Below are 24,504 nucleotides of genomic sequence, written 5' to 3' on the forward strand. Positions count from 1 at the left end.
CTGCGAGAGCGGCGGGCCTATTCCGGGATGGCGGGAATGGCCAGGATCTCGCCGATGGACAGCCCATTCGGATTGGCGATCTTGCCCCGGTTGGCCTGGTAGATCCGCGGCCATTCCGAGGGATCCCCATACGCGTTGGCGGCGATGTCTGAAAGAGACTGCCCCGAGGACACCCTTACGTTTCCGCCCCCAAGGGTGTGCGGCTGCCCAGTGGGACTCTTCGGCTTCTGACCAAGCTTGTCCGATGTGCCGTACTTCTCGGGGAGGTTCTTCTTGGGCTCCACCCACTGGAAGCCGTGCTGCGGGCCGGGCTTCTTCTGGAACGAGGGCAGATCCGACATGTCGATCTTCGCCTTGGTGAAGTCCACCTTCGCGCCGCCGGTGGGCTCGAGGACCATGCCCTGCAGCAGGCCCTTCCAGGCGACGGACGCCTCGAAGGCCGCCGCCACACCGAAGATCGCCTTCGCCAGCCGGCTCGTGGCCAGCGCGATGGCCTCGGTGGCGAGGACCCCCAGCGTCCTGAGCCACGCGGCCCCGTTGGCCGCCATGGGCGTCAGCAGCATGGCGCACGCGACGGCGCTCGCGACGGCGAACGCCATGACTATCCTGCTGATCGCGATCCAGTAGGCGCGGTAGAGGGCGCCCACGTCGTCGGTGAACTTGGCGACGCTCTGCACGTATCCGCGAAAGGCCTCCAGCTCACCCTGGAACCTCATGACGGCCTGGGTGAACGCCTCGTGGTCCTCCGCGATCCATCCGTCGTTCTTCCCCGAGAGCTCCTTCAACACCGCCTTGTTCAGCGTGTCCAGACGCGAATAGATGGACATCCAGTTGTTGTAGGCCTCGGCGATCCCCCAGATGTTCACGACGGCGGTCGAGGCGATGATGATCCCGTACTTCAGGTAGGAGGACTTCATCGCCTCCCGCTTCAGACTACTCATCACCTCTTTCGCGTCGACCTGCGCCTGGGCGAAAGTGGGGCGAAGGGGCGAACGATGCGCGCCTGCCACGAGTCGAAACTCCTGTGTTAGGTGTAGACGACGGTGCTGGCGTCCTCCGCCGCCCGCCAGTTCTTCTTCGCCGTTCCGAGGTTCTCGGTCCACCCGTGCGCGACGGTCATGGCCTCCTTGAACTCGCCGCGCACGTCATTCTGCTTTGCGCGGTAAAGGAACCCGAAGACGACTTCACCGACGAGACCGAATCCAGGGAATCCCACAGTGGTGGCATCCACCATGTCATGCAATTCCTGTAGCCACGGGAGGAGGGTGTCGTCGATCTGATGAATAACGCCGTCGATGGCTTTGGACGTGACGTACCGATCCTGGATGGCCATAATCCCCCCCGCACACATGCACCTGCGGTATTTCTACCATCTCCCCGGCCGAATTCACGGCGGCCATGGACCTTGTTCGTTGTGTTCTCAGGAATGTGACGCGCCGAGGTCAGCTGATGTTCATGTGCTGTTACCCCCTCGCGGCGGTCCGTGCGCGGCCCCTCACCGAGCGAGATCACGGACGCCGGATGCGCACGCGCCCGCCGTGGCGTTAGGGTTTCGGTATTCCGTCCTACGAGGTGACACGGGGAAACCTGGAGGCAAGCGTGGAGTTCGACGACTTCGCGAACATCAACCTTGAGAAGCTGCTCGGCGAGACCCAGGAGCAGTTCGCGAAGCTGGAGGAACTGCAGCAGCGGACGAACGACGCGGTCGGCCGCGCGCAGGACAAGAACGGCCTGGTGACCGTCGAGTACGGCCAGGACGGCCTCCGCGAGCTCGAACTCAACCCGCGTGCCATGCGCCTGGCCTCGGCCGACCTGGCCGAACTCATCAAGACCACGATCGGTGAGGCCGCGCAGGACCTCAACGCGCAGACGAACGAGTTGTTCGAGGAGGTCTTCGGCGCGGAGGGGAACCCCATGCGGCTCATGAAGGATCCCGAAGGGGCGATGGCGAAGGTGAAGGAGGCGGAAGCCGCCTACAACCGCACCGTGGAGAACGTGATGGGCGAGTTCGAGCAGATCCGCCGCCGCCTCCAGGGCTGACCGGCGTCTCGGGGGCCGCCTCTCTCCAGGGCAGCCCCCTTCACGCCGTCTCCGGTCGGCTCCTTCGCCCGGTCAGACCGAGGCGTTGGCCCCGCTGTGCGATGAATCCGAGTTCGTCGCGCTGGACTGGGAGCCCGTACCAGCGCCGGACTGGGAGCCGTTCCCGTACTGGGAGCCATTGCCGTTCCCGTACTGCGAACCGGCCCCGTTGCCGTACTGCGAACCCGTCCCGTTCCCGTACTGCCCACCCGTCCCGTACTGGGGACCGGTCCCGTTGCCGTACTGCGAGCCGGTCCCGTACTGCGAACCCGTCCCGTTGCCGTACTGCGAACCGTAGCCATTCCCGTACTGCGAACCGGTTCCGTACTGGGAGCCGTAGCCGTTGCCGTTGCCGTACTGGGAACCGGTCCCGTTGCCGTACTGCGAACCGGTCCCGTACTGCGAACCCGTCCCGTACTGCGAACCCGTCCCGTACTGCGAACCCGTCCCGTACTGCGAACCTGTCCCGTCGGTGCCTCCGGAATCGCTGTCCGTGCCGTACTTCGAACCGCTGCCGGCACCGCCCGACTGACCACCACTTGTCATGGACGCCGGGAGGTTGGAAAGCGGGAGAGAGGTCGACTTGACCTTCTGCGCCTGCTCTTCCATTGCCGTGCCCTTGCCTTTGAGCTTCCCCTCCTGCGAGGAAAGCCAGCCCCACACCAGACTGGCGATGGTCAGGCCCGTGCCCGCGATGGCGGCGTACTTCATGACCATTTTCCTGGTCGTCAACTGGGCCGGAGGTCCTGCCGCCTGCGCCGCTATCAAAGTCGGCGGGGTCGGCAGGAAGGACAACGCCGCCGCAGCGGCGAGGACGGAGCCGACGGTCGCCGACAGAACGCCACCGGTAAAGGAGATCTTAGCCAGCCCCTTCATCAGGGAAGCCATGTCACGGTGCAGACTCTCACCTGTTGCCACGTTCTCGTGGTCGGTTTGGAACGTAGCCCTGAACGCGTCGGCGTCCGTGGCGGTCCACTTGTCCAGAGGAATCGAATTCCGGAGCTCAGCCATGGAGTCCGCGATTTCCTTCAGCCCGTCGGCTGCCTTCTCCCAGCCGCCACCCGCCTCGTCGATTTTCTGGGCGCTGGAGGTTGCGCTGGTGATGGCGGCGGCGACGGCCAACCCGTATTTGGGATTGACCTTGAAAGCGTAGAAGGTGGCTCCGGCAAAACCGAATGCGTACAGATAGACGCCCGTTTCGTAGCTCATGCGCTCGCCGCCTTCTTGACCGCCTCGTTCCTGGCCTTCGCGTCCTCGTTGGCCAGCCGCCACTTCTGACCGGACATCTTGAGGTTGTCCCGGTAGACCTCCATCTGCGCGTGTATGGCCTCGAGATAACTTTCGGACTGATGGCAGACCTGCCCATGGGCGCCGCTGATACCCATGCCGATCGCCCCACAGTCGAGTAACCCGATGTGATTGTTCGCAGGCACGCTCTTCAGTTCCTTCGCCCTGACGCCGATGCCGTCCTTGCCGTTATCACCGGCATAAACCCGTTCACCCAACTTGATCACATAATCATGGTCCACTTCGCGGGTGGGGCCGGAATCGCCGGGCTGGCCGTTGCCGGGCCCATTGTTCGGGCCGTTGTTTCCGGTGTTGTTGTTTCCGGCACCGTAGTTCCCCCCTCCGCCTCCCGTGCCGTAGTTGGTCGGGATCGTCCCGCCCCCGCCACCGCCGGACGGGTTCGTGCTCGGGAGATCGGAGACGCCGGGCGTCGAGGCGCCGCCGGCGCCGGGTGACTTCCCGTTGTCGTACGTAGGAAGCTGCGGCACAGTGGGCGTGCCGGGGTCCGAAGGAGTGCTCGGCACACCGGGAGTACTCGAATCGGTCGGCGGCTTCGGCGTACCGGGCAGGCCTGGATCAGTCGGCGTCGTCGGCACGCTTGGCACGCTTGGCACGGACGGGTCGGTGGGCGTCGTCGGATCCGTGGGCTTCGTCGGGTCCGTCGGCGTGGTCGGGGGGTCCGTGGGCTTCGTCGGATCGGTCGGTGTGGTCGGCACCGAGGGGTCGCTCGGAGACGGCTGCCCGGGGATGCTCGGGGTCGGGACCTCCGGATTACCCGGAGTCGTCGGGTCCGGCGTCACCGGGACGTTCGGGTCCGGGTAGTTCGGCGTGTCCGGCGTCGGCTGGCCCGGTATGTTCGGATCCGGCACCACGGGATGACCGGGGTCCGACGGGATCGGGTCGGTCGTGTTCCGCGTGTCGGGCCACGTCGGCCCGGTGATCACGCCGTTCGGGTCCGTCCCGTGAGGGCCGCCGATCACGAAGGGGGCGCTGGGGTCCGCCGTGCCCTGCGGGTCGACCTGCCCGGTGGGGTGGTTCACGTAGACGTGCGAGTCAGGGCTCCCGACGGGTGTACTGGGACCGCCGATGACCGTGTCGAGCGTGCCCGTCGGCGAGTGCAGCTGCGTGACGACCGCGTCGGGGGACCCGAAGGGGGTGTGCGGCGCGGTCACCATGGAATCCGGCGACCCGAACTGCGCATGCGGACCGGTCACCATCGAATCGGGAGACCCGAACTGCGAATGCGGCGCGGTCACGAAGGAATCCGGAGAGCCGGAGAGCGGACTGTGCGCGAGCGGCGAGCCGCCGTCCGGGCCGGCGAACGGTGAACCCGGTCCCTGCACGGTGTGGTCGCCCACCGGCGAGTTCGGCCCGGCGAAGGGTGAGCCAGGGCCCTGCACGGTGTGGTCGCCCACCGGCGAGTTCGGCCCGGCGAACGGCGACGACTGCCCCAGGTGCCCGGTCGGCCCCGGACCGGCGTCCGCGTAGGGCCCGCCTCCGTTCGCCTGCGGCCCGACCGTCTGCAGGACCGGATCCTGCCCGCCGCCACTGTCGGCGTGCGGCGCCGGACCTCCCTGCGACGTCGCGAAGGGCCCGCCTCCGAGAGGGCTGGAGGCCGAGGTACCGAAATCACCCCCGCCCGGTGTGGACGGCGAGGCGACCTCGCCGTTCAGCAGGGCTTCTATGCTTGGTCGCTCGCTCATCACGCCGTCCCCGTTTTCCGCGCGCCGCCCGCTGATGCCACCGTGGGAGTCCGCCGAGGCACCATAGAAGTTCCTTGATCCACCCTAAAAGGGCAGAGTAGCCCAGCTTCGCTCAGGCCGTACAGAAAGCCGCAGGGCCGTCTCCGCGCCTGTCTCCCTTCTATGCTGTCGGCGTTGACCCGCCAGGCAAGGCTGAGGTGGCATGCAGACCCGTCGTGATCTTTACCAGGCCCACAGGCTGATGATGCAGCGCTTGGGCATGGCCCTGTTGCAGGCGGAACCCGACATTCCCGAATCGCCGATGCGACGGCACAACGTTGCGATGTTCTGCGGGGTACTGGTGGCCGTCCTCGTGACGGCCGTCTTCGGCATCTGGGGCTGGATCAAGCCGGGCGGCGCGACCGCCCTGACCGACCCCGGCATGCTCCTGGTCGAGGAAGGCACGGGCGCCACCTTCATCTACAGCCAGCAGGAGGAGAAGCTCATCCCGGTCGCCAACTACACCTCGGCCCGTCTGCTGCTCGACAGCGCCGAGGTGAAGGTCCGCACCGTGTCGCCGGCCTCGCTGGCCAAGTTCGCCAGGGGCACGCTCGTGGGCATCCCGGGCGCCCCGCAGAGCCTGCCCGCCCCCGAGAAGCTCGTGCGCGGGCCGTGGTCGGCCTGCGTGGCGGAGTACGTCGACCCGAGCGGCACGCGCAAGCCGTACGTCTCCCTGATCGGCGGCATGGACGTCGGCGGACGGCCCTTCAGCGGTGACGCGATGGTGGCCGACGACGGGCAACAGTCGTGGGTGATCCTGGCGGACCGCAAGATGAAGATCTCGGACGCGGGGGTGCGCGCGCTGACCGACCAGCGGCCCCGGCAGATTCCCGCGACGTGGCTCAACGCCCTGCCCGTCGGCCCCGATTTCAAGGCTCCGCGCATTCCCGCCATGGGCCGCAAGGTGAAGGGGCCGGACGGTCACATGTCCGCGGTCGGGCGCGTGTACACCGTCCCGGCTGTGACGGGCGGCGATGCCCGCTGGTACGTGCTCCGGCAGGACGGCCTGGCGGTGATCACCCAGACCCAGGCGACGCTGCTGCTCGAGGACCCGGCGAGCAAGGCGGCCTACGGGAGGCAGCCGGTGAAGCCGATCGAGGTCGACGCCGCGCGGGTGAACGCCGCCCCCCAGTCGCGCACCTCGATGGCCGTCGACGGCATGCCGGCGACGATGCCGAAGGTCAGCATGCCGGACCCGGGCGCGCCGCTGTGCGCGGTGTACTCCGACACCGCCAAGGGCTCCACGGCCGCGCGACTGACGATCGGCAGCCGCATGCGGATCCCGGTTCCGGAGAACGCGGGCGCCGACCAGGAGCACTTCGACCAGGTGATGCTGCCGGCGGGCGGGGCGGTGCTGGCGGGGCTGCTGCCGGGCGACGGCCAGCTCGACGCCGTCCAGACCTATTCAGTGATCACCGACCAGGGGCGTCGGTTCGAGCTGGCCTCCGCCGATCTGGTGGCGAAGCTGGGGTACAGCGGCGAGGACGTGGCGCCGCTGCCGGCGCACCTCTGGCTGGAGATCCCGGAGGGTCCGACGCTCGATCCGGAGGCGGCCCGGGTGCCCGTGCCGATCACGCAGGCGCAGGTCCTGAAGCCTTGACCGTTTAGTAGGCCAGTGGTACGAAAAACCGTAACTGACTCGTAATGTTGCGCTTGTCCACTGTGTGGCGAATGATCCTACTGTTGCAGTGATCAGCAATCACGGGGGCCGATCAAGATCAGCGGACGCATGGACGATGGGCCGCCGTGGGCATGCTCGAGGTCGCACCCCATGGAGGAAACCCGTGGCTCAGGAACAGATCAGCAACGCACAATTCAGCAAGCTCAAGGAGGCCGCCGGCCGCACCGGTGAGGCCCACAGCCTGATCGAAGGCATCCGCACCATGCTCATCAGCCACACCGCCGAGCTTCGCGCCGGCTGGGGCGGCTCCTCCGGTATGGCCTTCGGTGACGAGCACACCGGTGCCTTCGGCGCGTGGAACGGCGAGCTGCAGAACGTGCTCAAGGAGCTGAAGACCCTGGAGGACAAGCTCCACAAGGTCGAGGCGCACTACCGCACGAACGAGCAGGACCGCGAGCAGCGTGCCCGCCAGCTCTCCTCGAACATCAGCGGCGCCGGCCGGCTGAGCGCGTCCATCAACGGCTGACGAGACCCCTGACCTACGGAGATCATGATGGCTGGCTACGACGACGTCGACCGTACATTCGTCAACTTCGGCACGATGGCCACCGGGCGCCAGGACTTCGCCCGCCAGTGGCAGATGATGGAAGGCACGCTCCAGGAGCTGGAGGGCCAGCTCGACCGCCTGCTGGGCGACTGGGAGGGCGAAGCCCGCTCCGCGTACTGGATCGCCCGCAAGAACTGGGACGCCGCCTCCGGTCGCATGGCCACCCTGCTCCAGAGCCTCGGCGCTGTGATCGAGGAAGGCCACGAGAACTTCAAGCTCACCGAGAAGAACAACGCCCAGATGTTCGGCGAGTTCTTCGACGGTAAGTGACAGGGCCGGACACCAGGTTCGGCAGCAGAAGACCGCCCTCGCACCACGACTCTCGTGGGCAGGGCGGCCTTGAAGCTCGATGAAAGCTCAAAGGGCAGAACATGAGCGATAACGGTAGTAGCGGCTTCGCCTACCAGGGCTTCAACCCGGACAAGACGAACGGCTGGCCCGGGCTCGAGGTCAAGGACGGCGTCGACGTCCGCCATTCGTCGGTGAAGAACCTTCTCAAGGCCCTCGAGGACGACCTGGCGGAGCTCCAGGACGTCAAGCCGGGGACGCTGGCGCACTTCAAGGTCTACGGCAAGGTCACCCCCGCGCAGATGGGCGACTGGGACGTGGCCCAGGACATGCACGCCGTCTTCGACCAGGGCTTCAACTCGCTCGCGACCAGCATCGAGAAGTGCATCGCGCAACACGCGGCCGCGCTACAGGTCGCTAGGGCCGCGTTCGAGAACACCGGCAAGGCCGACGATGCCAGCACCATCCGTAAGCAGACAGAAGCCTGACGTGATCGACAGTTAGACGATGGGTCGTTATGGAGCGCATCAGCGATATTCAACCGATCAGGGCTGGGACGTCGATCTCGGCGGGTGACTCCGGCAGCTACGGCGGTGTCGAAAGCGTCCGCAAGAAGCTGGAGGCCACCGACCCCGAGGGAATCGCCGCGGCCGGCAACGCCTACATCTCGGTCGCGTCACGGCTCGAGTCGACGCTGGCGTTGCTCGAATCGGTGGCCGGCACGATGGCGGGCGACTGGAAGAGCCCGACTTCCCCGAACGTGCAGGAGTCGCTCCGGCTGGTGCACGTCACTCTCGGCGAGATCGCGTACAAGGCGCGCCAGGTGGGCGCGGCCCACAAGGACTACGCCGAGAAGCTGAAACAGGCCAAGGCCGACTTGCCCAGCAGCCACGGGGCGACCTGGGACGACGACATGTGGGGTTGGGCCGCCGACGGCTCGGGCACCTGGTCCTCGGAGAACGACCGGGCCCGCAAGCACATCACGGACCTCAACGAGAAGATCAAGACGGTCTACAAGACGCTGCCGACGGACGTCGCCACCGCTCTGCCGGCGGTCAAGGCGCCTATCCCGGCCAGCCCGACGGACGTCAAGTACGATCCCACCGCCTTCAAAGGACCCGGCAGCGGCACCGGTTACAACGGCCCCACCTATCCGGGTAGCGGGACCAACTTCCCGAACGGCACCGGGCTCGACGGAACGGGCGGCGACGGGAGCGGCGGCCTGAAGACGCCTCCGGGCACGAACCTTCCCGGCGACGGCACGGGCGACAACAGCGGAACCGGTTCCGGTGGACCCGGTACGGGCGGAACCGGGCCGGGTTCGGGCACGGGCGGTACGGGCACGGGCGGTACGGGTACTGGCGGGCTTCCCGGCGGCGGGAACGGCACGGGGAGCGGGACGGGCGGCATCGATCCCACGACGGGTCTGCCGGTCGGCACCGGGAACGGCGCCGGCTCGGCCGGTGGCGTGGGTACCGGCGATTCGCGCAACACGGGTATCGCCGGGCTGGACCCGTCGAACGGGCTCAACACCCCGCCCTCCAACCTGAACAATCCCAACCTGAACAACCCGAACCTCAGTAACCCCAACCCGAACAACCCGAACCTCAGTAACCCCAACCTGAACAACCCGAACCTCAACAACCCCAGCCTGACCACGCCGAATCTCCACAACCCCTACGCGATGGGGGTCAACAACCCCAACAACCTGGGGAACAACGGCGGTGGCAACGGCAACAACGGCACCAGCACCTGGCTCGGGAGCGGTAGCTCCGCGGGCGGCGCGAACCAGGCCCTGGCCGCTCGCGGCACCAACGGGGCCGCGGGCGTGGGCGGGATGCCGTACATGCCGATGAACGGTGGTGCCGGCGGCGAGGGCAACAAGGATCGGGAACGCGCGACCTGGCTGAGCGAGGACGACGAGAGCGTCTGGGGTGGCGACCAGGAGGTCGCTCCGGGAGTGATCTGCTGAACCCGCCCGGCCCGCGAGCCCGGACCCCCGGGCTCGCGGAATGCCGCCGGCGCCGCGCAGCCGGAGTACAGGGGAGATCTCCGAGGCCGCCCGCACACGCAGGTTCGCCCCGTAGCCACAACCCCCAAAGAGCCACACCCACGACGCCGGAGTACAGGGAAGATCTCCGAGGCCGCCCGCACACGCACGCCCCTTGTTGCCGCTCGACCCGGCGGCGAGGGCACTCAGCGGCGAGGTTGTGACGGCGGACCGGTCGGGCCGGTTGGGCCGGTTGACAACGCCAAAGGGTGGCCCCACCCGCGATACCGCGGGTGGGGCCACCCTTTTTGGCGTGCCGTACCCGGCCGGTGAGCGCGACCGGAGACCTCCCCCGTCTCCTGCCTCGCGTTCCCGGCCGGGGACGCCACGCGCCCCCCGGCTCTGCCGGTACGCCGCGAACCCCTCCCCGGCGCACCGCCCCCCACTACCGGCGCCCCGAGCCACCGGGCGCCTGCCAACAAAGTTCCACGAACCACTTGCAAGCCGCTTAAAGGATGCTTGACTCATATCCCCATAAGAGCCATATAGCGGATTCCAACCCGCTGTCGCCATGGTGACCGCCGTGACGATCGAACCCGACCTCGGCGTACCGGGCCGCCGCCGCCTCGTCGAGCACGTCCTCGGCAACGGGCTGCTGCAGCTCGCCGTCCTCCGGCCGGACGGCGCCCCGGTGCTGCGCGAGGTGTGGTACCAGGCGTCGTTCGAGCCGGACCGCCTCCACTTCGTGTCCCGCCCGGACCAGCTGCACCCGGGAGACCTGCGGCTCGACAACCGCGTCGCCGGCGCCATCGTGACGCCGCCCCCGTCCGGCCCCGGGGAACCCGCCTGCGCGGTCACCCTGACGGGCGCCGCACGCGAGCTCACGGGGGCCTCCGTCGCCACCGCGCTCGCCGGCTACCTGACTCGCTGGCCCGCCACCACGACCGACCCCGGACGGCTGGCGCGGGGCGAGACACCCGAGCGGGTCTACCGGGTCGACGTGACCGAGTGGACCGTGGTGACCGGGAACGACACCCCACCCTTGATCATCCCCGCCGCCCCCTGATCCGCGAGGGGCGCGGCTAAAGGGGTCAGTCACGCACCGCTTCGAGCGCCCGGCGGGCCGCGGCCGTCCAGGCCGGCGCACCCGCCTCCTCGGACACCTCCAGGGCGGTCCGGTAGCGCGCCCGCGCCTCCTCCGGCCTGCCGAGGTGCAGGGCCAGGTCGCCGAGCACCTGGGCCACCGGCCACAGCGGGATCACCGCGGTCCCGTCGGTCACCGGCCGCCGTTCGTACGGCAGCAGCGCCGCACGCGCCTCCAGCACCCGCGCCTCGTCGCCGATCGCCGCGCCGAGCAGGCCGCGCACCACCGTGAAGAAGTGCCGGTAGAAATCCGACCTGATCGGGACGCGGGCGTCGCCGAGCACCGTCCGGGCCTCCTCCACCCGCCCGGCACGGGCGAGGGCCAGCGCCTGGCACTCGCGCGCCACCTCCCAGCGCGGGGCGATGATCTCGGCCTCCTCGACCAGGTCGGCCAGGGCGCCGTCCAGCAGGCGCAGGCAGTACCTCGCCATGAACGACAACCCGACCTCGAAGCGCCAGGCCCCCACCTTGCTCTGCAACCGCGCCGCCTCGCGGTACCGCTGCTCGGCCTCCCCGAACTCCCCCGCCAGCGCCAGGCGGAACGCCCGGTAGAAGGCGGCGACCGACGCGGGCATCGGCAGGTCGTATCGTTCGGCCAGCCGCTCGGCGACCTCCGCGTGCCGGTCGGCGCGCGGCAGGTCGAGCGAGGCCGTGGCCTGCTGCATGAGCATCAGGTGCGCCACGACCTCCTCCACGGTCATCGCCTCGGCCCGGGCGAGTTCGAGCAACTCGGTGCCGATGCGGCGGCGCTCCTCCAGCCCGTCCCCGCGGAAGGTGTGGAAGTACCGCGCGTTGAGGGACTTGGCCAGGAGCGAGGGGACGCCGAGCCGCCTCGCCATCGCCAGCGCCTCGTCGGCGGCCTGCTGCCCGCGCGCGGTCTCCTCGCCGTCCAGCTCGAAGGCCAGCGAGCAGAGCAGTGCGCACCGGGCCTCGCCGTCGCCGGGCCCGAGGTCGGCGAGGGTCCGCTCGACCGCCTGGACGATCTCGTGGGAGACCTGCCCGTAGTAGCGGACGCTCCAGACCGCCGGCGCGTCGAAGGCGACGATCACCCGTGCCGTCAGCTTCGCGTCGCCGACCGGCAGCGCCAGCCGCACCGCCTGCTCGCGGTGCTCGCGGGCCAGGACCAGCTCGCTGGCGAGCGCCAGCGCCCGCACCCGGCGCATGATGAGTTCGAGGTCCTCACCGTCGCCGAGCTCCAGCGCCCGCCCCCACAGCGCGGCCGCGGCGGCGTAGGCGAAGCGGCGCTCGGCCTGCTCGGCGGCCAGCGCGCAGTAGCGCGCCGCCTCGGCCCGCTCGCCGCCCGCGTCGAAGTGGTGGGCGAGGGCCGCGACCTCGTCGCCGCGCAGCGTTCGGAGCACGGCGGCGACGCGGGCGTGCGTACGGGTGCGCCTGAGCCCCGAGATGTCGTCGTAAAAGGTGTCACGGACCAGCGCGTGGGCGAACCGGATGCGTCCGGGCTCGGGCTCCACGAGCAGTCCCGCCATCAGCGCCGCCTCCAGGGCGTCGACCACCGCCTCCTCACCGCCTCCGTGGACCTCGGTGAGGACGTCCAGGTCGACGTCCCCGCCGATCACCGCCGCTTCGCGCAGCACGGTCTGCGCGGGCACGGGAAGCCGGACGAACCGGCGCCGCAGCACGTCCCGGACGCCCGCCGGCACGACCGAGACGGCCGCCCGCTCCCCCTCCGCGACGATCAGGCGGGCGGTCTCCCATAGGAAGAACGGGTTCCCTCCTGTTCGCTCGGCGACCGCGGCGACGGCCTCGGGCGACACCTCGGCCCCCGCCACGCGGCGCAGCAGCCCGGCGGCGGCGCCCGCGTCCAGCCCGCGCAGCCGGACGCGGACCGGCTCGCAGGCCGCGAGGGTGGCGGCCGTCTCGGTGAGACGCGCCGCGCCCTCGTCCTCTCGGTAGGTGAGCACGAGGAGCAGCCGGGTGGCGCGCAGGTCGGCCACGAGGTGGGCGAGGACGGCGAGGGTCTCGTCGTCGGCGCGGTGCAGGTCGTCCAGCACGACCAGCAGCGGCCCCTGCCGGGCGACCCCGCCGAGGTAGGAGGCCAGCGCGCGCCGCGCCCGGAACCGCTCGGCCGTCAGGTCGCCCACCGCACCCGGCCACCCCGCCTGCGGCCGGCCGTCCTCCGGCCCTGCCGCCTCGCCGGTCAGGGACCTGATGGACGCCGCGACGGCCGCGTCGGGGGGAAACGTCTCCACCAGGCCGCGGAGGATCTCCGCCCACGCCCAGCCCGCCGGCGCGCCGTCGGTCTGCGGGCAACGGCCGACCGCGACGTGCCACCCGTCGTCCAGCAGCTCCGTCACCAGCCGCTCGGTGAGCGCGGACTTGCCCATGCCGGCCTCGCCGGTGACCAGCACCGGCCGTAGCCGCCCGGACCGCGCCCGCGCCGCCGCGTCCATGAGGGCGGACAGCTCGGCGTCCCTCCCGAACAACCCTTCGCCGTCCGCCCAGGCCTCGTCCCCCGCTGCGCGAGTGCCGACCGCCCCGGTCTCGTCCCCGTCCGCCGCCACGCGAGTGCCGGCCGCACCGGCGACGGGCGGCGGCGGGGCCGGCGGGCCGGCCAGGTCGGGCGACTGGGCGAGGATGTCGGCCTCCATGCGCTGCAGGGCGGGTCCCGGGTCCACGCCCAGCTCCTCGGCGAGCGTCCGCCTGGCCTGCCGCAGCGCCAGCAGCGCGTCCCCCTGCCTGCCCCCGCGGTAGAGCGCGAGCGCCAGCAGGCGCCACCCCTCCTCGCGCAGCGGATGAGCGCCGACGTACACCTGCAGGTCGCCGATGACGGGCGCGATCGCGCCGAGCCCGATCAGGCACGCCGCCCGCTGCTCCACCACCGAGGCGTGCAGCTCCTCCAGCCGGGCGATCTCCGTCACGGCCCACTCGGCGGAGGAGAACTCGGCGTACGGCGTCCCCTGCCAGAGCTTCAGCGCCTGCTCCAGCACCTGGGCGGCGGCACGGGGATCACCGGCGTCGAGCAGCTCGCCGCCCTGCCGCGCCCGTGCCTCGAACCGCCAGGCGTCCACGTCCTCGGCACGCAACGCGTACCCCGGAGGGACGGTGACCAGCAGCTTCGCCGGGGTGCGCGGGCCGCGCCCCGGTTCGAGCACCCTGCGCAGGTTGGAGACGTACGCCTGAATGGACGCCAGCGCGCTCGGCGGCGGCTGCTCCTTCCACAGGTCGTCGATGATCCGGTCGACGGGGACGACCTGACGGCGGGCGACCAGCAGCCGCGCGAGCACCGATCTCGGCCGGCGCCCGCCCACCTCGATCGGTCCTGAATCACCTGCGAGCTCGAAGGCGCCGAGCACCCGGAACATCACCACGAAAGGTGAGGGTATATGTCGAAAAACCGGCGGACCAGGGCGATTTTCGGCATCGCGGCCGAGGTCGGCGCCCTGGGTCAGTCGTGCTCGGCGGAGGCCGGGACGGTGACGTCCTCGGCGGGGGTGACGCGGTGGACGACGACCGTGCTGATGCGGTTACGGCGGCCGGCGGTGCTCTCGGCGGTCAGGCTGAGGCCGTCGACCGTCGCCTCGGAGCCGGCGATCGGCACCCTGCCCAGGGCGTGGGCCAGCAGGCCGCCGACCGTGTCGACGTCGTCGACCTCCAGCTCGACGTCGAACAGCTCGGCCAGCTCGTCGACCGACAGCCGCGCCGTCACCCGGGCGCCCCCGTCGTCGAGCCATTCGACGCGCGGGGCCTCCTGGTCGTACTCGTCGGTGATCTCGCCGACGATCTCCTCCAGGACGTCCTCGATGGTGACCAGGCCCGCCGTGCCGCCGTACTCGTCGATCACGATGGCGAGGTGGATCTGCCGCGCCTGCATCTCGCGCAGCAGCTCGTCGATCGGCTTGCTGTCGGGCACGTAGGTGGCCGGGCGCATCAGCGACCCGACCTTCTCGCGCTCGGCCTCGCCCCCGGACGCCTCGTGCATCCGCCGCACGATGTCCTTGAGGTAGGCGATGCCCACCACGTCGTCCTCGTTCTCACCGACCACCGGGATGCGGGAGAAGCCGCTGCGCAGCGCCAGCGACAGGGCCTGCGATATGGTCTTGCCGCGCTCGATGAACACCATGTCGGTGCGCGGCACCATCACCTCGCGCACGATGGTGTCACCCAGCTCGAACACCGAGTGGATCATCTGCCGCTCGTCGGGCTCGATGACCCTGCGCTCCTCGGCCAGGTCGACCAGGTCGCGCAGCTCGGCCTCGGAGGTGAAGGGGCCCTCACGGAAGCCCTTGCCCGGGGTGAGCGCGTTACCGAGCAGGATGAGCAGCTTGGGCAGCGGCCCGAAGATGCGCGTCAGCCCGGACACGATGGGGGCGCTCGCCAGGGCGATCGGCTCGGCATGCTGACGGCCGAGGGTGCGCGGCGAGACCCCGACGATGACATAGCTGATCAGGATCATGACGCCCGCCGCCGCGGCGTAGGCCTGCCCCTTGTCGCCCAGCCAGTCGATGAACAGCAGCGTCACGATCACCGTGGCGACCAGCTCGCAGCTCAACCGCAGCAGCAGCAGGAGGTTGAGGTAGCGGGGCGGGTCGGCCACGATGGCCTGCAGGCGCTCGGCCCCGCGCCTGCCCTTGCGCACGAACTCCTCGGCCCGGACCCGCGAAATGCGGGTCAGGGCCGTCTCCGCGCTGGCCAGAAGGCCACCGATGAAGATCAGTAGGGCGGCCGAGACCAACCACCCGCCGGGGGAACTCACTGCTCCCGCCGCACCTCCCGCCACGCGTCGAGCAGCTCTCCCTGGAGCCCGAACATCTCAGCGTGCTCCTCGGGCTCGGCGTGGTCGTAGCCGAGGAGGTGCAGGATGCCGTGGGTGCACAGCAGCTCCAGCTCGTCCCGGGTGCTGTGGCCGGCCTCCGCCGCCTGCTTGGCCGCGACCTGCGGGCACAGCACCACATCACCGAGCAGCGCCGGGTCGAGCGGGGCGTCGCCGTCCTGGCGGGATCCCCCCTGGTTCGGGCGCAGCTCGTCCATCGGGAAGGCCAGCACGTCGGTCGGGCCCGGCTCGCCCATCCACTGCTCGTGGAGCTGGGACATCGCGGCCTCGTCGACGACGAGGATGGAGAGCTCGGCCAGCGGGTGGATGCCCATGCGGCCGAGCACGTGACCGGCCAGCTCCACCAGCGACGACTCGTCGACCTCGACGCCCGACTCGTTGGCCACCTCGATACTCATGGTGTTTCTTATCTCCCCCGAGGGCGCTTGCCGCCCTTGATGGCATGCGGCTCGGCGGTCGCGAGGTCGTAGCGGCTGTAGGCGTCGATGATGTCGCTCACCAGCTTGTGCCGTACGACATCGGCGCTCGTCAGCCTGCTGAAATGGATGTCCGGAACGCCGTCCAGGATATCCTGCACGACCTTCAGGCCGCTCTGCTGGCCGCCGGGGAGGTCGATCTGCGTGACGTCGCCCGTCACGACGATCTTCGCCCCGAAGCCCAGGCGGGTGAGGAACATCTTCATCTGCTCGGGCGAGGTGTTCTGCGCCTCGTCGAGGATGATGAACGCGTCGTTCAGCGTGCGGCCGCGCATGTACGCCAGCGGCGCCACCTCGATCGTGCCCGCCGCCATCAGGCGCGGGATCGAGTCGGGGTCGAGCATGTCGTGCAGCGCGTCGTAGAGCGGGCGCAGGTAAGGGTCGATCTTCTCGTACAGCGTGCCCGGCAGGAAGCCCAGCCGCTCGCCCGCCTCGACCGCCGGCCGGGTCAGGATGATGCGGTTGACCTCCTTGGCCTGCAGCGCCTTCACGGCCTTGGCCATGGCGAGGTAGGTCTTGCCCGTGCCCGCCGGACCGATGCCGAACACGATCGTATGCCGGTCGATCGCGTCGACGTACCGCTTCTGGTTGACGGTCTTGGGGCGGATCGTACGGCCCCGGGACGACAGGATGTCGAGGGACAGCACGTCGGCGGGACGGGCGGTGCTCATGCGCAGCATCGCGATGCTTCGCTCGACCGCGTCGGTGGTCAGCTGGGCGCCCGATCGCACCAGCTCGACCATCTCCTCGAAGAGGCGGACCACCAGGCCGCTCTCTTCGGGGCTGCCACTGATCGTGATCTCGTTGCCGCGCACGTGGACGTCGGCCTGGAACGCCCCCTCGATGACCCGCAGCAGCTCGTCACGCGAGCCGAGGATGGTCACCATGGAGTGCTCGTCGGGGATGACCACCTTGGCCTGGGTGCGGGACGGGCCTTTGGTACGCGGCGCCTGGCTGGAGTGCGCGCCGACGGGCGCGCCGCGGTTCTCGTGTGACTCGGACATGGGCGGCCCTTGGGGCCTGCTCGCCTCCCGGTCTGAATGTTCTCGTCTGTCGCTCGCGCGGGGCGAGCGTGTTCGCCGCGGATGCGGCCCGGTCGTTTGACCCCGGCCCGGCCTCGCCGCTGACTATGCCATGCTATCCGGGCCGGGCCCGCCCCGCAGGTCAGGTGGACGCCTGACGGGCTAGCCCGGCGGCCAGTGCAGGTCGCGGCCACCGAGCACGTGGGCGTGCACGTGGAAGACCGTCTGACCGGCCTGCGGGCCGGTGTTGAACACCACGCGGTAGCCCGCCTCGGCCACCCCTTCCTGGACGGCCACCGCGTCCGCCGCCTTCAGCACGTCGTCGGCCAGGCCGTCGTCGGCCTCGGCCAGCACCGCGGCGTTCTCGTAGTGCCCCTTCGGGATCACCAGCACATGGGTGGGCGCCTGGGGGTTCACATCGCGGAAGGCGAGTGTGCGAGCGGTCTCATGGACGACCGTGGCGGGGATCTCCTTGGCCACGATCTTGCAGAACAGGCAGTCTGTCACGCCCGAATGCTAGTGAGCTCTGTTGCCAATCGGTAATACCGAGGAGGTCGTGCGGAAAGATCCTCGCGGCTAGGGTTGGTATGCGACACTTCAGCGGCAGACAGGGTTCAGTGTCGGCGAGGCCACCGGCGAGGACACAACTGGGTCATGCCCCCTAAAGAACCGACAGAGCGTAAACCCTCTGGAAAGGCCGTGCGTCCAACAGATGTGACCACCGAGACCCTCGTGGCCGAAAGGTCGCTCGGGGCGGTGCCCGTCGGATGGGACGCCGACACGGCCGTGACGACGCTCTACAGCGCTCATTATCGGTCGCTCGTCCGTCTCGCCATGCTGTTGGTCCGCGATAGCGCGACCGCGGAGGAGGTCGTGCAGGACGCGTTCGTCGCCCTCCATGGGGCATGGCGGCGCCTGCGCGACACCGACAAGGCACTCGCCTACCTGCGGCAGTCGGTCGTGAACCGATCGCGCTCAGTGCTCCGCCACCGTGCCGTCGTGGAGAAGTACGCCCCCAAGGGCCTGCCCGACGCGCCGAGCGCGGAGAACGGAGCCATAGGCGAGCTGGAGCGATCCGCCGTGATCGAGGCGCTGCGCGGGCTGCCGACCAGGCAGCGCGAGGCGCTGGTGCTGCGTTACTACGGCGACCTCTCAGAGGCGGAGATCGCCCATGCCATGGGCATCAGCAAGGGTGCGGTGAAGAGCCACACAGCCCGCGGCATGGCCGCACTACGCACTGTACTGGAGCAATTGTCATGACCGAGTCCCCCGACGAGTACGGCGACGTTCTTCGCCGTGTCTTGCGCGCGGAGGCGGATTCTGTCGTGCCCTCCGCCGAAGGACTGCAGATCATCCGCGCTCGCATCGAGGAGCGTGGCGGGCAAGGCCTGTTTCGGTGGTGGGCCCAGTTCGGCGGGCGAGGCCTTTTCTGGTGGCGTGCCGCCGCGTCGGCGTTCGGTGCGGTCCTGGTTGCCGCCACCGTGGTGATGATCGTGCCCGACCTGCGGGATCAGTTCACGACCGAGCAGCGGTCGATCAAGCCCGTCCAGTACGACACGGCGCCGCCCGACGAGTCGAGCACCCGCAGGCCGACCACGAACATCCCCGTGCCACCGGTCATCGGATCCCAGCGCCCGACGCCGACCCCGACGGTCTCCACGACCCGCATTCCCACGCCCACGCCCTCGGTGACGCCCTCGCCGGGCAACGAGTGCGCGAGCACGGCCCCGACGGCGATCGAGCCCGACGGCGGCGAGCGGAGCGTTCCCTGCGCCAGCCCCACGGTGACGCAGACCCAGCCGCAGGAGAACACCCCGCGGCCGAAGCCCACTCCCACCCCGACTCCCACGCCGACCCCGCAGCCGACGCGCACGGCCACCCGTACGCCCACCCGCACACCTACGGCCACGCCGACGTCCGTCCCCTCGGCGACGCCCACGTCCTCGACCACCCCCACCCCCCAGCCCACCCCCACTCCCCAGGGCACGCTGGACGGCCAAGCCACCGCCCCCGAGAACACCGGCACCTGACCCAGGCCCCCACCGACCCGGTCGTCGATCAGCCGATGCCCCCGGAGACCATGTGCGGCGGTGACCGGTGCTACCAGCGGCCGGTGCGGGAAAGGAGGACCGCGGCGGCGGCCACGCCGGCCGTCGAGGTGCGCAGCACGGTGGGGCCGAGGAGGGCCGGGACGGCGCCCGCCCCTGTGAACGTCTCGATCTCGCCGTCGGTGATGCCGCCTTCAGGCCCGACCACCAGCACGATGTCACCGGTAGCGGGAAGCTCCAGCCGCGACAGCGGCTCGCCGGCCTCCTCGTGGAGCACGGCCGCGGCCGCCGCCCCGCGGAGCAGGGCCGCCACCTCGGCCGTCGTGGCCTGCTCGGCGACCTCGGGCAGGTGGAACCGCCGGGCCTGCTTGCCCGCCTCTCTCGCCGTGGAGCGCCAGCGGGCCAGGGCCTTGGCCGCGCGGTCACCCTTCCACTGCGTGACGCACCGCGCGGCGGCCCACGGGACGATCACGTCGACCCCCGCCTCGGTCATCATCTCGACCGCCAGCTCGCCCCGGTCGCCCTTCGGCAGCCCCTGGACGACCACCAGACGCGGCGACGGCGCGGGCACGGCACGCCGTTCGAGCACCGCGAGCCGCAGGGAGTCCTTGGCGACGTCGCGCACGACGCACTCGGCCACCGCGCCCCTGCCGTCGGTCAGGTCGACACGCTCGCCGGCACGCAGCCGCCGTACGGTGGCGGCGTGCCGCCCCTCGGGGCCGGACAGGACGATCTCGGCCCCGGACAGGTCGTCGGCGAGGAAGACGGGGACGCTCACCCTGCCCCCTCGACGACCGTGCGGACCTGCTGGGAGATCACCGTCCGTTGAAGGCGTCTCTGAGCCGCGAGAAGAAGCCCTGCTGCCCCGGCGCGAACTTGCCCGGCGGACGCTCCTCGCCCCGCAGCTTGGCCAGCTCGCGCAGCAGCTCCTCCTGGGCCGGGTCGAGGCGCGACGGCGTCTCAACGTTCACGTGGATCAGCAGATCGCCGCGGCCGTTCTCGTTGAGCCGCTGGATGCCCCGGCCGTACAGCGGGATCACCTGGCCCGACTGGGTGCCCGGCCGCACGTCGATCTCCTCGGCGCCGTCGAGGGTCTCGACGGTCAGGGAGGTGCCGAGGGCGGCGGCGGTCATCGGGATCTGCACCGTGCAGTGCAGGTCGTCGCCCCGCCGCTCGAAGATCTCGTGAGGCCGCTCGACGATCTCGAGGAACAGGTCGCCGGGCGGGCCGCCGCCGGGGCCGACCTCGCCCTCGCCGGCCAGCTGGATGTGGGTGCCGTCCTCGACACCGGCCGGGATGCGCACCTTGATGGTGCGGCGGGTGCGGACCCGGCCGTCGCCGGAGCACTCCTGGCAGGGGTGGGAGATGATCGAGCCGAAGCCGCCGCACTGCGGGCAGGGCCGGGCCGTCATCACCTGGCCGAGGAACGACCGCGTGACCTGCGAGATCTCGCCCCGCCCGTTACACATGTCGCAGGTATCGGGGTGGGTGCCGGCCGCGGCGCCGCTGCCCTGGCAGACCTCGCACAGCACGGCCGTGTCGACGACCAGCTCACGCGTGGTGCCGAACGCCGACTCGGAGAGGTCGAGCTCGACGCGGATCGTGGCGTTGCGCCCGCGCCGCGCCCGGGAGCGTGGGCCGCGCGACCCGCCGCCCCCGCCGAAGAAGGCGTCCATGATGTCGCTGAACGGGAAACCGGCACCGAACCCGGCCGCGCCGGCGCCCGCCGCCGCGCCCCCGCCGAAGGGGTCGGCCCCGAGATCGAACATCTGGCGCTTGTTCGGGTCCGACAGGACCTCGTACGCCTGGTTGATCTCTTTGAAGCGCTCCTGCGTCGCGGGGTCGGGGTTGACGTCGGGGTGGAGCTCACGCGCGAGCCGGCGATAGGCCTTCTTGATCTCGTCTTGGCTGGCGTCACGGCGGACCCCGAGGATGCCGTAATAGTCGCGGGCCACCTAGGACCCCGCCAGGATCTGGCCGACATAGCGTGCCACTGCGCGCACCGCTCCCATCGTCACCGGGTAGTCCATTCGCGTCGGGCCCAGCACTCCGAGCCGAGCCAGTTCATTGTCGCCCGAACCGTATCCGGCGGCGACGATCGATGTGCCGTGAAGGCCGGAATAAGGGTTTTCCGACCCGATTCGCACCGTCAGTGCGGACGGGTCGCTGGCCTCGCCGAGCAGGCGCATCAGCACGACCTGCTCCTCGAGCGCCTCAAGGACATCGCGCAGGCCGACACTGAAGTCGCCCGCGAGATTGGCCGTGCCGGCGAAGACGATCTTCTCCTCGTGCCGGTCGACCAGGGTGTCCAGAAGCACGGAAAGGATCGTGGCCGCGATCGCGCGATCTTCCTCGGGCAGCCGATCGGGCAGGTCGGCCACCGTGTCGGGCACGCGGCTGAGGCCGCAGCCGTCGAGACACGCGTTGAGCACCGCCCGCAGATGGGCGATGCGGTCGTCGCTCACCGGGTCGGGGAGATCGACGACGCGCTGCTCCACCCGCCCCGTGTTGGTGATCAGCACCAGCATGAGGCGCCGCTCCACCAGCGGCACGAGCTCGACGTGCCGGACGGTGGAACGGGTCAGCGAGGGATACTGCACGACGGCGACCTGCCGGGTCAGCTGCGCGAGCAGCCGCACCGTGCGTGTCACGACGTCGTCCAGGTCGACCGCGCCCGCCAGGAACGTCTCGATGGCCCGCCGCTCGGCCGCCGACAGCGGCTTGATCTGCGAGAGCCTGTCGACGAACAGGCGATATCCCTTGTCGGTCGGCACGCGACCCGCGCTGGTGTGCGGCTGAGTGATGTACCCCTGCTCCTCGAGCACGGCCATGTCGTTACGGACGGTGGCGGGAGAGACCCCGAGATTGTGGCGCTCCGCCAACGCCTTGGACCCGACCGGCTCGTTGGTGGACACGAAATCCTCGACAACGGCGCGCAGGACGGCCAGCTTACGCTCGTCGAGCAACGTGCTCACCTCCCTGCCTTGCGTTCGTGCCTGCGTAAACGGTTAGGCTGGCACTCTGTGTTCCCGAGTGCCAAGTGTACGGCTCCAGCCGACAGGGTGCGATAACTCCAAGCTCACGACCTCGCCCAGTCATCGGCAAGCCGCTTGCCATCCGGCGACAAGTGCGCGGGCGCACACTCGGGCCATGAGCGAGAGCAACCCGCCTGTCAACGACGCGACGACCAGGATTCCGCGTCCCGCCTCCCCCGGCGACCAGCCGTACCCGCCGGGGCCCACGGCGAGCCCCCGGCAGCACGCCGCCGCGCAGTACGGCGCGCCCCTGCCCCCGCCCGGCCAGACCCTGCCGTACGGCGCCGGGCAGCCGTACCCGCCCGCCGCCCGCGGGCCGGTGCGGCCGCGTGTGCTGTGGATCGTGCTGGCCTGGCTGGTCGCGGTGATCTGCACCGTCGTCGGCGTCGCCGGCTTCGCCGGCGGCCTGTTCAAGACCCTGGGCGACGCGGCGCCCACGCACACGTTCGCCAGCGGCGGCAGCGTGTCCGTCAGGCTGGACCCGGCGGACAAGCCGATGCTCTACGCCTCGGCGTCCGGCCCCACGGACGTGACCTGCTTCGCCCTCGACTCCTCCGGCGGCAAGGCGGACCTCACCCGGCCCAAGGCCTCCCAGGTCGTGACGGCGAACGGCAGGACGTGGGAGGGCCTGTTCGACATCGGCGTCCCGGCCCCCGGCACCTACAAGGTGAGCTGCAAGGGCGAGGACGGCAAGCAGGTGCTCTTCGGCGTCGGCAAGTCGCTCACCGCGAGCGCGGGCACGCTGGCCGGCGGCGTGGCGTCGCTGTTCCTGCTCCCCCTGGGCGGGTTCCTGTTCGCGGTGATCGTCACGATCGTCGTGCTCGTCCGGCGCCGCGGCAACCGCAAGCGCATGGCGGCCGCCTCCGCCTACGGCGCGTGGCCGCAGGGGGCGCCGCCGGCGGCGTGATCTTTGCTAGCGTGCCCTGGTATGCGGGACTACGGACGAGACGTGCTGGCGGAAGACTGGCGAAGGCCGCTGCGTGGCAAGATCCCGCAGGTTCCCGCCGAGCTCGACCTGGTGGTCGAGGACGCCGAGGGCGGCTTCTGCGGCGCCGTGGTGGCCTGCGACAAGGAGGCCGTCACGCTGGAGGACCGCTTCGGACGGCGGCGGGTGTTCCCGCTCGCCCCGGCCGCCTTCCTCCTCGACGGCAAGCCGGTGACGCTGGTACGACCGGCCCCGGCCGCCGCGAAGGGCCCCGCGCGCAGCGCGTCCGGCTCGGTCGCCGTCGCCGGGTTGCGGGCGCGCGTGGCCCGCGAGAGCCGCATCTACGTCGAGGGCGTGCACGACGCGTCCCTCGTGGAGAAGATCTGGGGCCACGACCTGCGCGTGGAGGGCGTGGTGGTCGAGTACCTCGAAGGGGTCGACGACCTGCCGGCGATCGTGGAGGAGTTCGAGCCCGGTCCCGGCCGGCGTCTCGGGGTGCTGGTCGACCACCTCGTGCCGGGCTCGAAGGAGAGCCGGATCGCCGCCCAGGTGTCCTCCCCGCACGTGCTCGTCGTCGGCCACCCCTACATCGACATCTGGCAGGCGGTGAAGCCGTCCGTCGTCGGCATCCCCGCATGGCCCGCGGTTCCGCGCGGGGTGCCGTGGAAGGAAGGCGTGATCGAGGCGCTCGGCTGGCACGTGGAGCCCGCCGACGCCTGGCGCCGCATCCTCGGCTCGGTGCGCGCGTTCACCGATCTGGAACCCGAGCTCCTGGGGCGTGTCGAGGAGCTGATCGACTTCGTGACGATCGAGGAGCAATCATGAGCGAGACCCCGCAGGATCGCCGTCCCGACGACGCCTCCCACGACCGGCCGGGCCCGCACGACGCCCCGGGCGGGCACGGGCCGTACGGTCAGCCCGGCGGCCACGAGTACGACCACGGCCACGGCGAGCAGGCGTACGGGCAGGGCGGCCAGTGGCAGCAGGGGTACGGCCACCAGCCGCCGCCGTACGGGCAGCCGGGCTACGGCCAGGCTCCGCCGCCTCCCTACGGGTACGGCTACGGTCAGCCCGGGTACGGGCCCCGGCCGCACGTGCCGGGGACCTACGGCCCGCGGCCCGGGTCCGACGACACCACGATGGCGATGCTCGCCCACGTGCTGGGCCTGTTCACCTCGTTCCTCGGGCCGCTGGTGATGTACCTGGTGAAGAAGGACGAGTCGCCGTACGTGCGCGACCAGGCGGCCGAGGCGCTGAACTTCCAGATCACGCTGTTCATCGCCTACGCGGTGTCCACCGTGCTGGCCATCGTGATCATCGGATTCCTGCTGATGCTGGTGGTGTGGGTGGGCTCCCTGATCCTCATGATCATGGCGGCCGTCGCGGCCAACCGGGGAGAGAACTACCGCTACCCGATGAACATCCGCTTCGTCAGCTGACGCCGGAGCCGGG

24 protein-coding genes are annotated in these 24,504 nt (G+C 70.4%); 11 read left to right on the forward strand and 13 right to left on the reverse strand.

Annotated features, from left to right (window positions below; genetic code table 11):
- Positions 1-17: 17 nt before the first annotated feature.
- Together KIK05_RS30245 and KIK05_RS30250 are read right to left on the reverse strand one after the other, a co-directional pair.
- On the reverse strand, positions 18-941 hold the full coding sequence (locus KIK05_RS30245; RefSeq protein ID WP_214414280.1) for a LysM peptidoglycan-binding domain-containing protein: 924 nt from the start codon (positions 939-941) through the stop codon (positions 18-20).
- Positions 942-1,027: 86 nt separating this feature from the next.
- Positions 1,028-1,333: a hypothetical protein gene (locus KIK05_RS30250; protein ID WP_214414281.1), complete on the reverse strand. Its 306-nt coding sequence runs from the start codon at positions 1,331-1,333 to the stop codon at positions 1,028-1,030.
- Between the two features lie 266 nt (positions 1,334-1,599).
- On the opposite strand from KIK05_RS30250, the gene KIK05_RS30255 reads away from it, so the two are divergent.
- Positions 1,600-2,040, forward strand: coding sequence for a YbaB/EbfC family nucleoid-associated protein (locus KIK05_RS30255; RefSeq protein WP_214414282.1), 441 nt, complete (start codon positions 1,600-1,602; stop codon positions 2,038-2,040).
- 72 nt (positions 2,041-2,112) lie between these two features.
- On the opposite strand, the gene KIK05_RS30260 is transcribed toward KIK05_RS30255, so the two are convergent.
- Both KIK05_RS30260 and KIK05_RS30265 read right to left on the reverse strand, forming a co-directional pair.
- Positions 2,113-3,288: a hypothetical protein gene (locus tag KIK05_RS30260; protein WP_214414283.1), complete on the reverse strand. Its 1,176-nt coding sequence runs from the start codon at positions 3,286-3,288 to the stop codon at positions 2,113-2,115.
- On the reverse strand, positions 3,285-5,069 hold the full coding sequence (locus tag KIK05_RS30265) for a hypothetical protein (RefSeq protein WP_214414284.1): 1,785 nt from the start codon (positions 5,067-5,069) through the stop codon (positions 3,285-3,287). The genes KIK05_RS30260 and KIK05_RS30265 overlap by 4 nt, the downstream gene beginning before the upstream one ends.
- Before the next feature lie 202 nt (positions 5,070-5,271).
- Here KIK05_RS30265 and eccB point away from each other — a divergent pair, with 202 nt between their 5' ends.
- The 6 genes from eccB (at position 5,272) to KIK05_RS30295 (ending at position 10,680) form a co-directional block, all read left to right on the forward strand.
- Positions 5,272-6,708: a type VII secretion protein EccB gene (gene eccB, locus KIK05_RS30270; RefSeq protein WP_214414285.1), complete on the forward strand. Its 1,437-nt coding sequence runs from the start codon at positions 5,272-5,274 to the stop codon at positions 6,706-6,708.
- 184 nt (positions 6,709-6,892) lie between these two features.
- Positions 6,893-7,255, forward strand: coding sequence for a WXG100 family type VII secretion target (locus tag KIK05_RS30275; protein ID WP_214414286.1), 363 nt, complete (start codon positions 6,893-6,895; stop codon positions 7,253-7,255).
- Between the two features lie 27 nt (positions 7,256-7,282).
- Positions 7,283-7,606 carry a WXG100 family type VII secretion target gene (locus KIK05_RS30280; protein WP_214414287.1) on the forward strand — a complete coding sequence of 108 codons (324 nt, stop codon included), beginning with the start codon at positions 7,283-7,285 and terminating at the stop codon, positions 7,604-7,606.
- A gap of 101 nt (positions 7,607-7,707) precedes the next feature.
- The gene (locus tag KIK05_RS30285) at positions 7,708-8,112 is read left to right on the forward strand and encodes a hypothetical protein (RefSeq protein ID WP_214414288.1); all 405 of its coding nucleotides are present in this window, start codon (positions 7,708-7,710) and stop codon (positions 8,110-8,112) included.
- A 29-nt stretch (positions 8,113-8,141) separates the two neighbouring features.
- Positions 8,142-9,596, forward strand: a complete 1,455-nt coding sequence (locus tag KIK05_RS48355; RefSeq protein ID WP_214414289.1) for a WXG100 family type VII secretion target — start codon at positions 8,142-8,144, stop codon at positions 9,594-9,596.
- Positions 9,597-10,197: 601 nt separating this feature from the next.
- A complete protein-coding gene (locus tag KIK05_RS30295) occupies positions 10,198-10,680 on the forward strand; it encodes a pyridoxamine 5'-phosphate oxidase family protein (protein ID WP_214414290.1) in 483 nt (160 codons plus the stop codon).
- Between the two features lie 25 nt (positions 10,681-10,705).
- On the opposite strand, the gene KIK05_RS30300 is transcribed toward KIK05_RS30295, so the two are convergent.
- The 5 genes from KIK05_RS30300 to KIK05_RS30320 form a co-directional block, all read right to left on the reverse strand.
- Positions 10,706-14,077, reverse strand: coding sequence for an ATP-binding protein (locus KIK05_RS30300; RefSeq protein ID WP_250563733.1), 3,372 nt, complete (start codon positions 14,075-14,077; stop codon positions 10,706-10,708).
- Positions 14,078-14,160: 83 nt separating this feature from the next.
- The gene (locus KIK05_RS30305; RefSeq protein WP_214414292.1) at positions 14,161-15,468 is read right to left on the reverse strand and encodes a hemolysin family protein; all 1,308 of its coding nucleotides are present in this window, start codon (positions 15,466-15,468) and stop codon (positions 14,161-14,163) included.
- Positions 15,465-15,944: an rRNA maturation RNase YbeY gene (gene ybeY / locus KIK05_RS30310; protein ID WP_214414293.1), complete on the reverse strand. Its 480-nt coding sequence runs from the start codon at positions 15,942-15,944 to the stop codon at positions 15,465-15,467. Before ybeY ends, KIK05_RS30305 begins: the two co-directional genes overlap by 4 nt.
- A gap of 8 nt (positions 15,945-15,952) precedes the next feature.
- Entirely contained in the window at positions 15,953-17,026 is a 1,074-nt protein-coding gene (locus KIK05_RS30315; protein WP_214414294.1) for a PhoH family protein, read from the reverse strand.
- A gap of 180 nt (positions 17,027-17,206) precedes the next feature.
- Positions 17,207-17,551 carry a histidine triad nucleotide-binding protein gene (locus KIK05_RS30320; RefSeq protein WP_214414295.1) on the reverse strand — a complete coding sequence of 115 codons (345 nt, stop codon included), beginning with the start codon at positions 17,549-17,551 and terminating at the stop codon, positions 17,207-17,209.
- Between the two features lie 147 nt (positions 17,552-17,698).
- Here KIK05_RS30320 and KIK05_RS30325 point away from each other — a divergent pair, with 147 nt between their 5' ends.
- The gene (locus KIK05_RS30325; protein ID WP_250563710.1) at positions 17,699-18,304 is read left to right on the forward strand and encodes a SigE family RNA polymerase sigma factor; all 606 of its coding nucleotides are present in this window, start codon (positions 17,699-17,701) and stop codon (positions 18,302-18,304) included.
- Positions 18,305-18,554: 250 nt separating this feature from the next.
- On the opposite strand, the gene KIK05_RS30330 is transcribed toward KIK05_RS30325, so the two are convergent.
- The 4 genes from KIK05_RS30330 to hrcA form a co-directional block, all read right to left on the reverse strand.
- Positions 18,555-19,013: a hypothetical protein gene (locus KIK05_RS30330; RefSeq protein ID WP_214414296.1), complete on the reverse strand. Its 459-nt coding sequence runs from the start codon at positions 19,011-19,013 to the stop codon at positions 18,555-18,557.
- Positions 19,014-19,144: 131 nt separating this feature from the next.
- Entirely contained in the window at positions 19,145-19,870 is a 726-nt protein-coding gene (locus KIK05_RS30335) for a 16S rRNA (uracil(1498)-N(3))-methyltransferase (RefSeq protein WP_214414297.1), read from the reverse strand.
- Between the two features lie 37 nt (positions 19,871-19,907).
- Entirely contained in the window at positions 19,908-21,047 is a 1,140-nt protein-coding gene (gene dnaJ, locus KIK05_RS30340; RefSeq protein WP_214414298.1) for a molecular chaperone DnaJ, read from the reverse strand.
- Positions 21,048-22,058, reverse strand: coding sequence for a heat-inducible transcriptional repressor HrcA (gene hrcA, locus KIK05_RS30345; RefSeq protein WP_214414354.1), 1,011 nt, complete (start codon positions 22,056-22,058; stop codon positions 21,048-21,050).
- 184 nt (positions 22,059-22,242) lie between these two features.
- Between hrcA and KIK05_RS30350 the strand changes: the two genes are divergently transcribed.
- The 3 genes from KIK05_RS30350 to KIK05_RS48360 are packed head-to-tail and all read left to right on the forward strand — an operon-like array spanning position 22,243 to position 24,491.
- On the forward strand, positions 22,243-23,034 hold the full coding sequence (locus KIK05_RS30350) for a hypothetical protein (protein ID WP_214414299.1): 792 nt from the start codon (positions 22,243-22,245) through the stop codon (positions 23,032-23,034).
- A 21-nt stretch (positions 23,035-23,055) separates the two neighbouring features.
- The gene (locus KIK05_RS30355) at positions 23,056-23,877 is read left to right on the forward strand and encodes a DUF3097 domain-containing protein (RefSeq protein WP_214414300.1); all 822 of its coding nucleotides are present in this window, start codon (positions 23,056-23,058) and stop codon (positions 23,875-23,877) included.
- Positions 23,874-24,491: a DUF4870 domain-containing protein gene (locus KIK05_RS48360; RefSeq protein WP_214414301.1), complete on the forward strand. Its 618-nt coding sequence runs from the start codon at positions 23,874-23,876 to the stop codon at positions 24,489-24,491. The genes KIK05_RS30355 and KIK05_RS48360 overlap by 4 nt, the downstream gene beginning before the upstream one ends.
- Positions 24,492-24,504 lie beyond the last annotated feature (13 nt).

Source organism: Sphaerisporangium fuscum (genome assembly GCF_018531465.1).
GTDB lineage: Bacteria > Actinomycetota > Actinomycetes > Streptosporangiales > Streptosporangiaceae > Sphaerisporangium > Sphaerisporangium fuscum.